The organism is Variovorax sp. KK3 (assembly GCF_001984055.1).
In the GTDB taxonomy this organism is placed as follows: domain Bacteria; phylum Pseudomonadota; class Gammaproteobacteria; order Burkholderiales; family Burkholderiaceae_C; genus Variovorax.
The window spans coordinates 17,921-31,438 of sequence record NZ_LYVO01000038.1; the positions used below are offsets into that span (position 1 = coordinate 17,921).

Below are 13,518 nucleotides of genomic sequence, written 5' to 3' on the forward strand. Positions count from 1 at the left end.
GCGCACCCCATGAACACCTTCACCGACAGCGCCGTCGCCGCCTGGCATCTCCTGACCCGTGCCGACCCCGTGCTGTTCTCCATCGTCGGCCGTTCGCTGGCGGTGAGCGCCACTGCCTGCGTGCTGGCCTGCGGGCTGGGGCTGCTGCTCGGCGCCTGGCTCGCGGTGGCGCGCTTCAAGGGCCGCGGCCTGCTGCTGACGCTGCTCAATACGCTGCTCGCCTTGCCCTCGGTGGTGGTGGGCTTGGTGATCTACCTGCTGCTGTCGCGCTCGGGCCCGCTGGGCTTCCTGGGCTGGCTGTTCTCCTTCAAGGCCATGGTGCTGGCGCAGTCGCTGCTGGTGCTGCCGGTGGTCACGGCGCTGACGCGCCAGACCATCGAAGACGCCGACCGCGCCCACGGCGAGCAGCTGCGCTCGCTCGGCGCCGGCTCGTTCACGCGATCGCTGCTGCTGGTGTGGGACGAACGCTATGCGCTGGTCACGGTGCTGATCGCCGCCTTCGGCCGCGCGGTGTCGGAAGTGGGCGCCGTGATGATCGTCGGCGGCAACATCGACGGCTTCACGCGCGTCATGACCACCGCCATCGCGCTCGAGACGAGCAAGGGCGACCTGCCGCTGGCGCTCGCGCTGGGCCTGGTGCTGCTGGGCGTGGTGTTGCTTCTCAACCTCGCGATCAGCGCGCTGCGCGGCTGGCGGGAACGCGTCGATGGCGGTGCCGCCGACGCGGCCGGCGTGCGCGGATTGGAGGCGGCGTCTTGACGCAGGCGCTCTTCGCGCTGCACCGCATCGAGGTTCGCTATGGCCGCGTGCTGGCGCTGCAGGAGGCCACGCTGTCGATCCACGCCGGCGAGCGCGTCGCGCTGATCGGCGCCAACGGCAGCGGCAAGAGCACCCTGCTGCGCGTGATGCATGGCCTGGTGCCGCATGCCGCCGGCAGCTTCGTCGGCCGGGTGCCGCGGCAAGCGCAGGCCATGCTGTTCCAGCGCCCGCACATGCTGCGCATGAGCGTGCGCAACAACGTCGCGCTGGCGCTCTGGCTGCGCGGCGTGCGCTGGCGCGTCGCACAGAGCGAAGCCCTGGAAGCCCTGGCCCGTGTGGGCCTGGAGGGCGTGGCAGGCCGCAATGCGCGTACGCTTTCGGGCGGCCAGCAGCAGCGCATGGCTCTGGCGCGCGCCTGGGCGCTCAAGCCGGCGGTGCTGTTGCTCGACGAACCCACCGCCAGCCTCGACCCGACCGCGAAGCGCGAGGTTGAGGCGCTGATCGCCGACGCCGCGCATGGCCGCACGCTGGTGTTCGCGAGCCACAACCTCGGCCAGGTCAAGCGCCTGGCCAGCCGCGTGGTCTACATGGAGCAGGGTCGCGTGCTGGCGGACCTGCCCGTCGACGATTTTTTTCAGGGGCCGCTGCCCGATGCGGCCCGACTTTTCGTAAAAGGAGAACTGGCATGAACACACTGAAACTCTTGGCCATCGCGTGGACCGTGGCGGCCGGCGGCATGTCGATGCAGGCGCAGGCGCAGGCACAGACGCTCACCATGGCGTCCACGACTTCGACGGAGCAGTCGGGGTTGTTCTCGCACCTGCTGCCGGCCTTCAAGCAGGCCAGCAACATCGACATCAAGGTGGTGGCGGTGGGCACCGGCCAGGCGATCGACATGGCCAAGCGCGGCGATGCCGATGTGCTCTTCGTGCACGACACCGCGGCCGAAGAGAAATTCGTGTCCGAGGGTTTCGCCGCCAAGCGCCAACCCGTCATGTACAACGACTTCGTGCTGGTCGGCCCCAAGGCCGATCCGGCCGGCACCAAGGGACAGGACATCGTCGCCGCGCTGAAGAAGGTTGCCACGGCCAACGCTGCCTTCGTCTCGCGTGGCGACAAGAGCGGCACCGATGCGGCCGAGCGCCGGCTCTGGGCGCAGACCGGCATCGCCGAGGCGGGCCAGCCAGTGCCCAACGACAAGAAGGGCAGCGGCTACAAGGAATGCGGCTGCGGCATGGGCCCGGCACTCAACATCGCGGCGTCGAGCGGCGGCTACGTGCTGGCCGACCGCGGCACCTGGCTCAGCTTCAAGAACCGCGCCGACCTGGCGGTGCTGGTCGAGGGCGACAAGCGGCTCTTCAACCAGTACGGCGTGATGGTGGTCAGCCCGGCGAAGTTTCCGCAGCTCAACAGCGCCGGCGCGCAGAAGTTCGTGGACTGGGTGATCTCGCCGGCCGGGCAGTCGACGATCGCCAGCTACAAGATCGGCGGCGAGCAGCTGTTCTTCCCGAATGCCACGGCGCAATAGGGTCGCAAGCGCGATGGTGCTGGCCAGTGCAATGGTGGGCGGTGTGGCCGGCGCGCAGGTGCCGGGCTTCACGGTGCACGCGGCCGGCAGCCTGCGCGAGCCCATCACGCAGGCGGCGCGCGACTTCGAGCAAGCCCACCCCGGCACGCGCATCGCCTTGCACTTCGGCGCTTCGGGCCTGCTGCGCGAGCGCATCGCGGGCGGCGAGCCGGCCGACGTGTTCGCCTCGGCCAACATGGCGCATCCGCAAGCGTTGTCGGATGGCGGCGCCTGGGGCCCGACCCGGGCCTTCGCACGCAACGCGCTCTGCGCCCTGGCCCGCCCCGGCCTGGGCGTGACGCGCGACTCGTTGGTCCGCACCATGCTCGATCCGGACATTCGCCTGGGCACCTCGACGCCCAAGGCCGACCCCTCGGGCGACTACGCCTTCGAGCTGTTCGAACGCGTCGAGCGCAGCGGTGCGGCGCCCGCGGGCACGGCGCGCCGGCTGGCCGACAAGGCACTGCAGCTCACCGGTGGCCCCAACTCACCGCCACCGCCGGCCGGCCGCAACGTCTACGGCATGCTGGTGGCGACCGGGCAGGCCGACGTGTTCCTCACCTACTGCACGAATGCCGTGGTGGCGGTCGCGCAGGAGCCCGGGCTGCAGGTGGTCGACGTGCCACCCGCCATCAACGTGACCGCCGAGTACGGCCTGGCCGTGCGCAAGGGCGCGCCCGCCGCGGCGCAGGCCTTTGCCGATGGATTGGTGCAGGGCGCTGGGCAGCAGGCGCTGCGGAAGGCCGGCTTCCTCGCGCCCTGAAGAACGGCGATGCTCAGTCGAGCGCGCGTACTTCGATGCGCACCAGGTTGCGCACGTGCCGCGGCCCGAGTCGACGGTCGGCAGCCGACAGCAGCGCGATGCCGCCCTCGCGTGCATCCAGCGCACGCCCGTCGCGCTCGAACAGCACCAGCACGCCGTCACCCACGGCGGTGTTGCTGATCTCCGGCCACGAGAACACGGCACGGTAGCCGTCCGTGGCGGTGGCGACCACGACCAGGTTCTTCCAGTCGTTGGGCCCCGGCGCCGACAAGCCGGCGCGCTCGACAAGCGCAGCCAGTTTGACGCCTCGCACCGTGCTGCGAGTCTCGGTGCCCTGGCCGCTGCGCGTTTGCGTGAACTGGCCGATGTCCGGCGCGGCGAAGGCGGCGAGGGCCGCCACGTCGAGGCTCAGCTTGTCGCGCACGGCGCCTGTGATGTCGAGGCGCTGGCTGGGCTGCGAAGCGGCCGCCAGCGCGAAAAAGGCCAGAACCAGCGAGAAGAGAACGGGGCGTAGTGCGCGCATCTTGCAACTCCAAAGGGCCATAGGGCGGTTCACCGATCCAGCGCCAGATAGAGGCTCTCCTTCACCTCTTCCATCACCACATAGCTGTTCGACTCGGCCGGCACCGGCAGCTTCTTGAGCATGTCGCCCAGCAGGCGCCGATAGTCGCTCATCGCGCGCAGCCGTGCCTTCACGAGGTAGTCGAAGCCGCCGGAGACCAGGTGGCATTCCATGACTTCGGGCATGTGCAGCAGTTCGCTCCGCACCTTGTCGAAGACGTCGGCCGACTTGGACGACAGCGTGATCTCCACGAACACCAGCAGCGTCTTGCCCAATGCGTTGGGGTCGATGCGGGCGTGGTAGCCGGTGATGACGCCGTCGCGTTCCATGCGCCGCACGCGCTCGGTGCAGGGCGAGGTCGACAGGCCGATCTGCTGCGCCAGCTCGGTCATGGGCAGGCGTCCCTCGCGCTGGAGGATGTCGAGGATCTTGAGGTCGGTGCGGTCGAGTTCGGTCATTTCACTGCGGGCAACGACTTGGATAGGCCTGTGGCAGGAAAAGTCACTTCTGTTGAGCCAAAGTTCGGTGGATTTTATGGCGAATGGGCGAATAACCTTGAGTTCTTGATCGGCAATCAACGGATATCGCAATGAAAGTGATCGTTCTCGGCGGCGGCGTCATCGGCGTCACCACGGCTTACTACCTTGCCCGCTCCGGCGCGGAGGTCACCTTGCTCGATCGCCAGAACGGCGCGGCCGATGAAACCAGCTTCGCGAATGCCGGCCAGGTGTCCCCCGGCTACTCGACGCCCTGGGCGGCGCCGGGCATTCCGCTGAAGGCCTTCAAGTGGATGTTCCAGAAGCACGCGCCGCTGTCGATCCGCCCCGACGGCACCCTGTTCCAGCTGCGCTGGATGGCCGCGATGCTGAAGAACTGCTCGCCCGAGCGCTATGCGGTGAACAAAGAGCGCATGATGCGCGTCGCCGAATACAGCCGCGACTGCCTGCGCACACTGCGCGCCGAGACCGGCGTGAACTACGAGCACCGCACCCAGGGCACGCTGCAGCTCTTTCGCACGCAGGCGCAGCTCGATGCGGTGGCGCGCGACCTGGCCGTGCTCGAGGAATGCGGCGTGCCTTACCAACTGCTCGACCGCCGCGAACTGGGCGCCTTCGAGCCGGCGCTGGCCCGCACCGGCGAGCTGCTGGCCGGCGGCCTGCGCCTGCCCAACGACGAGACCGGCGACTGCCACCTGTTCACCCGCGGCCTGGCCGACGTGGCGCGCGGGCTGGGCGTGGACTTCCGCTTCGGCCAGTCCGTCGACGGCCTGGTCACCGAGGGCGGCCGCATCACCGGCGTGCGCGTGTGTGGCGAAACGCTGCAGGCCGACCGCTACGTGCTGGCCTTCGGCAGCTATTCGCGCGACTTCCTCGCGCCGCTGGGCCTGCAGATTCCGGTCTACCCGGTCAAGGGTTACTCGCTGACCGTGCCGCTGGTGGACCCCGCGCTCGCGCCGCAGTCGACCGTGCTCGACGAGACCTTCAAGGTCGCGGTCACGCGCTTCGATGACCGCATTCGCGTCGGCGGCATGGCCGAGCTGGCTGGCTTCGACCTGCGCCTGAACCCGCAGCGGCGCGCGACGCTGGAACGCGTGGTCGGTGAACTCTTCCCCGGTGGCGACCTCGCGCGCGCGAGCTTCTGGACCGGCCTGCGCCCGATGACGCCCGACAGCACGCCCATCGTCGGCCCCACGCCCTACGGCAACCTGTTCCTGAACACCGGGCACGGCACGCTGGGTTGGACCATGGCCTGCGGCTCCGGCAAGTTGATCTCGGACCAGGTGATGGGGCGCCGGCCCGACATCCGCACCGATGGCCTCGGCGTGGACCGCTACCTGCCGCGTCCGGCAGCGCCCCGGCCGGTCGGCACGCGGCCGGTCGACGTTCCAGCCTGAATCGGCGAAGCGGCCGGATGCCGTTCCGGCCCGCCCATCGAATCCTCGAGGAACTGCAGCAGCGCCTGCACGCGCGCCGTGCGGCCGCGCCGCGTGGGCACCAGCGCCAGCACCGGCGCGCTGTCGAGCCGCCAGTCGTCCAGCACCCGCACCAGCGCGCCGCGCGCGACCGCTTCGGCCGCATCCCATTCGGAGCGCAGCACCAGCCCCAGGCCTTGCTCGGCCCACTCACGCGCGACCGTGCCGTCGTTGGTGGTGAAGGCCGGCACGATGCGCACCGCTTCGCGGGCCTTGCGGGGTCGCTCCGATTCGGCGCCAGCGCGATGGAAGTGCCACAGGGTCACGTCCTCTTCGTTCTCGCGGATGCTGATGCAGGCATGGCCGGCAAGCGCGCGCGGCTCGGCCGGCGTGCCGTGGCGGCGCAGGTAGTCGGGGCTCGCGCACAGCCAGCGCTCGTTGAAGGCGAGGGTGCGCGCCACCCAGGAGGAATCGCGTACGGTGCCGATGTGGATCACCACGTCGGAATCGTGCCGGTCGGGCCAGGGTGTTTCGCGCAGGTCGAGCTGCAATCGCAGGCCCGGATGCAGCCGCGCGAAGCGCGCCAGCATCGGCGCGATGCGTTGCCGGCCGTAGCCGAAAGGCGCCGCGATGCGCAAGGTGCCGGTGAGCTGGCGGTCGTCGCGTTGAAAGGACTGGGGCAGGGTCTCGAGCTTTCCGAGCAGTTCGGCGGCCTCGCGCGCGAAGCGCTCGCCTTCGGCCGTAAGGCTCAGTCGCCGGGCCGTTCGCACGGCCAGCGCTAGGCCCAACGAGGACTCGAGCTTGCGCAGCCGCATTGACAGCGCGGGCGGCGTGACGTTGAGGGCGCGGGCGGCGGCGCTGAGCGATGGCGCCTGGGCCAGTGCCGCGGCCAGTTGCAGGTCCTCGATGCGGAGCATTCAGTGGAGCTTAACGATTGATGCAGCGAGCGTAAACCACAAGCAGGCGCCGAGTTTCTACAGTACGGGCATGCCGACAACTGCCGAACCTCACATGCCCCATCTGCCCGACATGCCCGGCGCGCTCGCCGGCAACCCGCGGCCCATGCCCTTCGACCGGCTCGACACGCCCTCGGCGATCGTCGACGTCGCCCGCATGCAGCACAACATCGAGCGCATGCAGTCTCGCGCCGATGCGCTCGGCACGCGCCTGCGCCCGCACGTGAAGACCACCAAGTGCACGCCGGTCGTGCGCGCCCAGATCGCGGCCGGCGCGCAGGGCATCACCGTGTCGACGCTCAAGGAGGCGGAGCAGTTCTTCGCCGATGGCGTGACCGACATCGTCTACGCGGTCGGCATGGCCGAGCACCGGCTGCCGCAGGCCCTGGCGCTGCGGCGGCGCGGCTGCGACCTGAAGATCATCACCGACAGCCTGGCCTCGGCGCGCCAGATCGCGGCCTTCGGCAGTGCGCACGACGAGGCCTTCGAGGTCTGGATCGAGATCGACACCGACGGCCACCGCTCGGGCATCCGTCCCGATCAACCCGCCTTGCTCGACGTGGGCGGTTGCTTGCACGATGCCGGCATGCGCCTCGGCGGCGTGCTCACGCATGCGGGCTCGAGCTACGAACTCGACACGCCCGAGGCGCTGGCGGCCCTGGCCGAGCAGGAGCGTGCCGGCTGCGTGCAGGCGGCCGAGCGGCTGCGCGCGGCGGGGCTGCCGTGCCCGGTGGTCAGCGTCGGCTCGACGCCGACCGCGCTGTCGGCGGCAACGCTCGACGGCGTGACCGAGTTGCGCGCCGGCGTCTACGTGTTCTTCGACCTCGTGATGCACAACGGCGGCATCTGCGGCATCGACGAACTCGCGCTCAGCGTGCTCACCACCGTGATCGGCCACCAGCCCGAGAAGGGCTGGGCCATCGTCGATGCGGGCTGGATGGCGATGAGCCGCGACCGCGGCACGCAGAAGCAGAAGCGCGACTGGGGCTACGGCCAGGTGTGCACGGTCGACGGCGTGCCGATGCCGGGCTACGTGATGCAGGGCGCCAACCAGGAGCACGGCATCGTGGCCGTCGAGGGGCTGCGAAGCGGCGAAGACATCGTGTCGCGCCTGCCGATCGGCACGCGGCTGCGCATCCTGCCCAACCACGCTTGCGCAACGGGCGCCCAGTTCCCCGAGTACCACGCGCTGGCGCCAGACGGCAGCGTGCAGACCTGGAGCCGCTTTCACGGCTGGTGAGCGTGGCGCGCGGCGGCCGGCCGCGCGAAGCGCGGATCAGGCCGCTTGCGCGTCCCGCCGCTCCAGCAGCTTGACCAGCGTGTGCAGCACGCGATTGGCCGGCGTCGCGACACCCAGCGCCTCGCCTTGGCGCAGTACGTAGCCGTTGAGGTGGTCGATTTCGCTGAGCTTGCCGCGCGCGAGGTCTTGCGCGGTGGACGAGAACTGAAGGGGCATGGTCACCGGAATGCGCTGCACGGCCTGCCAGACGTCGCCCTGCACCGTCACGCCGCTGGCCGCCGCGACGGCCAGGCATTCGTTCACCACCTCGCGGATGGTGGCCTGCACGCCTTCGCCCTGCACCAGCCGGCCGTAGGGCATCTGCGTGATGGCGGACAGTGCGTTGTAGGCGCAGTTGAGGATCAGCTTGGACCACAGCGCGCCATCCACGTTGTCGGAGATCTGCGCTGGCACGCCGGCAGCGGCCAGCAACTCGACGATCTGCGCGCTTTTGGATGATTGGGCGATCACGAGTTCGCCACGGCCGTTGTGCTTGACGTGGCCGGGGCCCGACATGCCGGTGGCGACGTAGACAACCGTCGCCGCCACTTCCTGGGGCAGCACCGATTGCAGTCGCTTCGCGTTGTCCACGCCGTTCTGCAGCGTGAGCACCAGGGCATCGGGCGCGAGGTGAGGGCGCATGGCCTCGCCGGCGCTTTCGGTGTCGGTGGACTTCACGCAGAAGAGCACGAGCCCGGCGCCTTCGACCGCGGCCGTCTCGGTGCTCGCATCGAGCCGCACGTGCTCGTCGAAGCTCAGCGTTTCCATGCGCAGGCCGTCGCGCCGCACGGCCTCGACGTGCGCGGGCCGCCCGATCAGCACCACCGGATGCCCGGCGCGCGCGAGCATGCCGCCGTAATAGCAACCCACCGCACCTGCGCCCATCACCGCGATCTTCATGCCGTGCTCCATGCAAATTGGTCTTGCATGGTAGTGGTGCCCCGCAAGACGCGTCTTGCGAGGCGCGCGTATCCCTAGTCGCCGCGGAAACCGGTCGCCTGCACGATCTTCTTCCAGCGCGGCGCCTCGGCCGCGACCATCGCGCGGGCGTCGGCCGAGCTGGTGCCGAGCAGCGTGAAGCCGGCCTCTTCGAGCTGGCGGCGCAGGTCGGGCGCCTTGAGCGCGGCGACGACCTGCGCATTGAGCGCCGCGACGATCGAGTCCGGCGTGCCCGCTGGCACGAACAGGCAGAACCAGGCCGAGAAGTCCGCTTTGGGAAAGCCCGACTCGGTGAAGGTGGGCACTTCGGGCAGCAGCGTCGAACGCTGGGGCGCGGTGGTGGCCAACGCGCGCATCTTGCCGCCCTTGACCTGCGCGGTGGCCAGTGCGGTGGAGACGAACGCGGCCTGCACGTCGCCGGCGATGATGGCCGACACCGCATCGCCCGTCGCGCGGTAGTGCACGGGCTCGACCTTGAAGCCGGCCTGCTCCGCGAACATCTCGGCGCCGAAGTGGCCCGGCGTTCCCGCGCCGAAGGTGCCGAAGTTGACCTTGTCCTTGCCTGCCTTGGCGGCTGCCACGAACTCGGCGACCGTCTTTGCCGGTGCGTTGGCTGGCACGACCAGGATGAAATCGGTGCGCACCACCTCGGACACCGGCACCAGTTCCTTCGCGGGGTCGTAGGCCAGCTTGGAGAAGGCGGCCGGCGCGATGCTGATGGCGCTGACGTCGGCGATCAGCAGCGTGTAGCCGTCGGGCGCGGCCTTGGCCGCGAACTGCGCCGCGATCTGGCCGCCGGCGCCGGCGCGGTTCTCGATGACCACGGGCTGGCCCATGTTCTCGCCGAGCTTCTGGCCCAGGGCGCGGGTCACCACGTCGGGGCCGGTGCCGGGCGCGAAGCCGACGGCCAGGCGGATCGAGCGGTTCGGATACGACTGCGCCCAGGCCATGGGGCACAGCGTCGCGACGCCCGTCGCGATGCCGGTGGCGAGCCAGTGGCGTCGCGAAATGGTGAAAGTCATGGGTGTCTCCTCGATGGTCAATGTGATTGCACTTCAGCGGATTCAGCGGCCGGTGTACACGGGATCGCGCTTCTCCATGAACGACCGCGGTCCTTCGCGCGCATCCGCGCTGGCGAACACGTGGCGCTTGGTCCTGTCTTCGAGCCGGTAGCCGACATCGAGCGGCAGGCCGCTGGCCTCGGTGACGGTCTGCTTGACGGCGCGGACCGCGAGCGGTCCGTTGCGGGCGATGCGCGTGGCGATGTCCAGAGCCTTGTCCATCAGCTCGCCGGGCGGCACCACATGGTTGACGAGTCCGCAGCGATGCGCTTCCTGCGCGTCGATCGGTCGGCCGGTCAGCAGCAGCTCCATCGCGATTGCGTGGGGTATCTGCCTCGGCAGCCGGACCATCGAGCCCGCGAAGGGCACCAGCGCGCGCTGCACCTCCGGCAGGCCGAAGCTCGCATGTGGCACGGCCACGCGGATGTCGGTGCCGAGCATCGTCTCGAAGCCGGCGGCGAGGCAGGCGCCGTTGATGGCGGCCACCACCGGCTTGTGCAGCGGAAAGTCGCGCAATGCCGATGCCGCCAGCACCGACGGGTCGTTCAGCATGCGGCGCTCGAAAGCGTCTTGCGGCTCGCGCGCGCCGGTCATCAGCGGCAGCGTCGTCGCCAGGTCGCCGCCGGCGCAGAAGGCGATGCTGCCGGTGGCGGTGAGGATGGCGGCGCGAATGCCGTCGTCATCGCGGACGTGCATGAAGGCATCGGCCAGCGCGCACAGCATCTCGGGCGTGAGGGCGTGGTGCGCGGCGGGGCGGTCGAGCGTCACGATGGCGACGGCGCCCGTGCGCTCGACCAGGACGTTCGCGCTCATCGCGTCGCCTCGCGTTCGGTGTGCGCGTCGAGGCGGTAGTTGAGCGCGAACGGCGCCATCAGTTGCCGCACCGCTTCGGTGACTTCAGCGACTTCGTCGCCTTCGTCAGCTTCGTCGGTGTGTCGTGCGGAGAACCGCAGCAACTGCGTGCGCCCGTCGATCTCCGCGCGCGCCTCGACCCGGCCCGCCAGCCCGGCTTGTTCGAGGCGCTGGCCGATCACCCACTCGATGGCGCGCAGCCGCAGCGCCGGCTTGAAGAGCTTGCCGATGGCCGTGAGGGGCAGCGCATCGAGCACGAACACCGCCTTGGGATAGGCCGGTCGTTCGGGAATGTGGGCCTGCGCGAACGACGAGAGCGTGTTCGCGTCGATGGTCGCGCCGCTGCGCAGCGACACGAAGGCGACCGGCACCTCGCCGGCGTATTCGTCCGGCGCGCCCACGGCCGCAGCCATCAGCACGTCGGGATGGCGCAGCAGCGCGGCCTCGATCACCAGCGGGTCGATGTTGTGGCTGCTGCGGATGATGAGGTCCTTGGCCCGGCCGGTGACGAAGACGCGGCCCGCGTCGTCGAGATGGCCGACGTCGCCGGTGACGAGCCAGCCGCCTTCGATGAACACGCCTTCGTTGCCCTCGGCGTCGACGTAGCCCGGCCCCACGTTGGGGCCTTGCACGTGCAGCACGCCGTCGGTGCCGGGCGGCAGGGGCGCACCGGCGTCGTCCACCGCCTTCACGGTGCAGAAGGGCAGGGGTAGGCCGGCGGAGCCGGCCACGCGGGCCGCATGCGCCGGCTCGATGGCGATGACGCCGCCGCACTCGGTCATGCCGAGGATGTTGCGCACGGGGATGCCCAGGCGCTTCTCGAAGGCATCCGCCAGCTCGGGCGGCAACGGCGATCCGCCTGTCAGCAGGCAGCGCACGCTCGACAGGTCTTCCTGCGCGCGGGGCACGCCCAGCAGGGTCGACATCACCGTGGGCACTGCGGCCAGCAGGGTGACGCGGTGGCGTTCGACGTGCCGCCAGTAGGCCTTGACGAAGTCGGTATTGCGCAGGCCCAGCAGCGTGGGCAGCACGACGTGCCCTCCGGCCAGCAGGATCGAAAGGCCGTACACGAAGGAGCCGGCGACGTGGAACAGCGGAAAGCCGTTGAGGATGACGTCGTCGTCGCGCGCGCCGTACATGCAAGCCGCGCCCCAGGCCGCGTGGAGCTGGTTGCGGTGCGTGTGCTGCGCGAGCTTGGGCCGGCCGGTGGTGCCGCCGGTGTGGAAGAGCGCCACCAGGTCGTCGGGCCGCCTGGGCGCCGCATCGGCCAGCGGCTCGGGCGACTGGGCGCGCAGCAGCGCGTGGAAATCCAGCGCACCCTCGGCACCGCCCAGCGCGACGACGTGGCGCAGCGTCGGGCATCGTTCGCACAGGTCTTTCGCGCGTGACCAGACGTCCAGCGCCGGATGCGGGCCGAGCGCCACGAGGATGTTCACGCCGGCGGCGTCGATCAGCTCGGCGATGTGCGCCTCGCCGAGCAGGTAGTTGATCGGGCAGGCGACGCCGACGGCTTCGGCGCCCCACAGGGTCAGGTAGGCCTCGGGTATCGCGGGCAGCAGGAATGCGACGCGGGGCTCGGCGCCGTCGGCGAGCTGCAGGAAGGCGCGTGCCGTGCGTCGCACGTCGGCGATGAACCGGGCATAGCTCCACGACGCGCAGGGCGCGCCGGCATCGTCGGACTCGATGAAGGTGAGCGCGGGCCGTTCGGCATGCGCTGCTGCGGCTGCCTCCAGCGCGGCCAGCACATCGCCGTGCGGCATGAACGCGCCGTAGGGCCGGGACTCGATCTCCCTGACGTCTTCGAGCTTGCGAATCTTGGATGTCTGCACCGGGGCCTGCTCCATCGGCCGGGCGCCCGTTCCTCGACCGTCGAGGGTGATGGTGCCCGCCTTCGGGACGAAGCGTAAGGACGGGCCGCGCTCGCGTCTGTCCACCGCGATGGGGACCGGGTCGATACCGATGGACCGCCGTCAGTCGTCCGTGGAAGGCGCGTCGATGCTGCCGATGGCGAGCGCGAAAAGCTCGTTGCGGTGGTGGATGCCCAGCCGCTCGAAGGCGCGGTCGCGGTAGGTCTTGACGGTGCCGCTCGAAATGCCCAGGTCGGCGGCCACGCCTTCGTGCGTCCAGCCGCGCAGCAGGCGTTCGCAGACCTCGCGCTCCCGGCGAGGCAGCGCGGCGAGCAGGCCTGCGCCGGGCGCCGGGGCCTCCGCCGGATCGGCGCCGCGGTCGGCCGGCCGGGTGCTGCGCAGGTGCAGGCCGATGCAGGCGGCCAGCGGCGCGCCGATCAGGCCGATGAGTTCCAGCTCGGCGTCGTCGAAGGCGCGCTGGCCTTCATGGTGGTAGAGGTTGATGGCGGTGAGGCCGCCTTCCTGGCCCACCGTGACCACCGACGCGCGCTCCTTCAGGCCGTGCCGCGTGTAGATCTCGCCGCGGTGGCGGCGTGGAATCTCTTCCGCGCGCCAGTGGGTCAGCACGGCGCCGGCGGGCTCGATGCATTCGCGCACGGCGTCGAAGGTGCAGTCGACGCGGTAGACGCCGTTGCGATAGAACTCGAAGGCGCTGTAGGTCTGGTCCGCCACCCCGTAGCTGCCGCCCAGGTGCATCTGCGGCGGACGGGTGTCGAAGAGGCTGTAGACCGAAATCCAGCACAGCGGCAGCGCCGCATTCAGGCGCTCCAGCGCGGCCGTGCCGAAGGCGCGGTCGCCCACGCAGCCGACCACGCCGGCGATGGCCGACGATGCCTGCCACGAGCGGTCGAGCGCGCGGGCATGCGCTTGTTCATTCAGTCGCACGAGCTGCATGGTTGCGAAGGGAAGGGCTTGTTTCGCTTGTCTCTGTTGTCTCTGTCGTCTCTATCGGTGCAGCGCG

At 70.2% G+C, this 13,518-nt stretch carries 14 protein-coding genes; 6 read left to right on the top strand and 8 right to left on the bottom strand.

Annotated elements, in window-relative coordinates; genetic code table 11:
* Positions 1 to 9 precede the first annotated feature (9 nt).
* From B0W80_RS18710 to B0W80_RS18725, 4 genes are read left to right on the top strand one after another with little or no spacing between them, the layout of a single operon-like run.
* Entirely contained in the window at positions 10 to 759 is a 750-nt protein-coding gene (locus tag B0W80_RS18710; protein WP_077000662.1) for an ABC transporter permease, read from the top strand.
* On the top strand, positions 756 to 1,448 hold the full coding sequence (locus B0W80_RS18715; protein ID WP_077000663.1) for a phosphate ABC transporter ATP-binding protein: 693 nt from the start codon (positions 756 to 758) through the stop codon (positions 1,446 to 1,448). The genes B0W80_RS18710 and B0W80_RS18715 overlap by 4 nt, the downstream gene beginning before the upstream one ends.
* Positions 1,445 to 2,287: a substrate-binding domain-containing protein gene (locus B0W80_RS18720; protein ID WP_077000664.1), complete on the top strand. Its 843-nt coding sequence runs from the start codon at positions 1,445 to 1,447 to the stop codon at positions 2,285 to 2,287. Before B0W80_RS18715 ends, B0W80_RS18720 begins: the two co-directional genes overlap by 4 nt.
* Positions 2,271 to 3,089 (top strand): extracellular solute-binding protein, encoded by an 819-nt coding sequence (locus B0W80_RS18725; RefSeq protein ID WP_077000665.1) that lies wholly within the window; start codon positions 2,271 to 2,273, stop codon positions 3,087 to 3,089. The genes B0W80_RS18720 and B0W80_RS18725 overlap by 17 nt, the downstream gene beginning before the upstream one ends.
* Positions 3,090 to 3,102: 13 nt before the next feature.
* Here B0W80_RS18725 and B0W80_RS18730 read toward each other — a convergent pair whose 3' ends face one another.
* Entirely contained in the window at positions 3,103 to 3,612 is a 510-nt protein-coding gene (locus B0W80_RS18730; RefSeq protein WP_077000666.1) for a hypothetical protein, read from the bottom strand.
* 29 nt (positions 3,613 to 3,641) lie between these two features.
* The gene (locus B0W80_RS18735; RefSeq protein ID WP_077000667.1) at positions 3,642 to 4,109 is read right to left on the bottom strand and encodes a winged helix-turn-helix transcriptional regulator; all 468 of its coding nucleotides are present in this window, start codon (positions 4,107 to 4,109) and stop codon (positions 3,642 to 3,644) included.
* Between the two features lie 131 nt (positions 4,110 to 4,240).
* Between B0W80_RS18735 and B0W80_RS18740 the strand changes: the two genes are divergently transcribed.
* The gene (locus tag B0W80_RS18740; RefSeq protein ID WP_077000668.1) at positions 4,241 to 5,545 is read left to right on the top strand and encodes a D-amino acid dehydrogenase; all 1,305 of its coding nucleotides are present in this window, start codon (positions 4,241 to 4,243) and stop codon (positions 5,543 to 5,545) included.
* On the opposite strand, the gene B0W80_RS18745 is transcribed toward B0W80_RS18740, so the two are convergent.
* Complete coding sequence (locus B0W80_RS18745) at positions 5,482 to 6,480, bottom strand: LysR family transcriptional regulator (protein ID WP_083745490.1); 999 nt, start codon at positions 6,478 to 6,480, stop codon at positions 5,482 to 5,484. The two genes, B0W80_RS18740 and B0W80_RS18745, sit on opposite strands and share 64 nt — an antisense overlap.
* Positions 6,481 to 6,625: 145 nt before the next feature.
* Between B0W80_RS18745 and B0W80_RS18750 the strand changes: the two genes are divergently transcribed.
* Complete coding sequence (locus B0W80_RS18750) at positions 6,626 to 7,759, top strand: DSD1 family PLP-dependent enzyme (RefSeq protein WP_077000699.1); 1,134 nt, start codon at positions 6,626 to 6,628, stop codon at positions 7,757 to 7,759.
* A 36-nt stretch (positions 7,760 to 7,795) separates the two neighbouring features.
* On the opposite strand, the gene B0W80_RS18755 is transcribed toward B0W80_RS18750, so the two are convergent.
* From B0W80_RS18755 to B0W80_RS18775, 5 genes are all read right to left on the bottom strand, one after another.
* Complete coding sequence (locus tag B0W80_RS18755; RefSeq protein WP_077000700.1) at positions 7,796 to 8,698, bottom strand: ketopantoate reductase family protein; 903 nt, start codon at positions 8,696 to 8,698, stop codon at positions 7,796 to 7,798.
* 74 nt (positions 8,699 to 8,772) lie between these two features.
* Entirely contained in the window at positions 8,773 to 9,759 is a 987-nt protein-coding gene (locus tag B0W80_RS18760; RefSeq protein WP_077000669.1) for a tripartite tricarboxylate transporter substrate binding protein, read from the bottom strand.
* A gap of 42 nt (positions 9,760 to 9,801) precedes the next feature.
* Positions 9,802 to 10,611, bottom strand: a complete 810-nt coding sequence (locus tag B0W80_RS18765) for an enoyl-CoA hydratase-related protein (protein WP_077000670.1) — start codon at positions 10,609 to 10,611, stop codon at positions 9,802 to 9,804.
* Complete coding sequence (locus tag B0W80_RS18770) at positions 10,608 to 12,479, bottom strand: AMP-binding protein (RefSeq protein WP_179106973.1); 1,872 nt, start codon at positions 12,477 to 12,479, stop codon at positions 10,608 to 10,610. The genes B0W80_RS18765 and B0W80_RS18770 overlap by 4 nt, the downstream gene beginning before the upstream one ends.
* Positions 12,480 to 12,620: 141 nt before the next feature.
* Entirely contained in the window at positions 12,621 to 13,451 is an 831-nt protein-coding gene (locus B0W80_RS18775; protein ID WP_077000672.1) for a helix-turn-helix transcriptional regulator, read from the bottom strand.
* Positions 13,452 to 13,518: the final 67 nt, after the last annotated feature.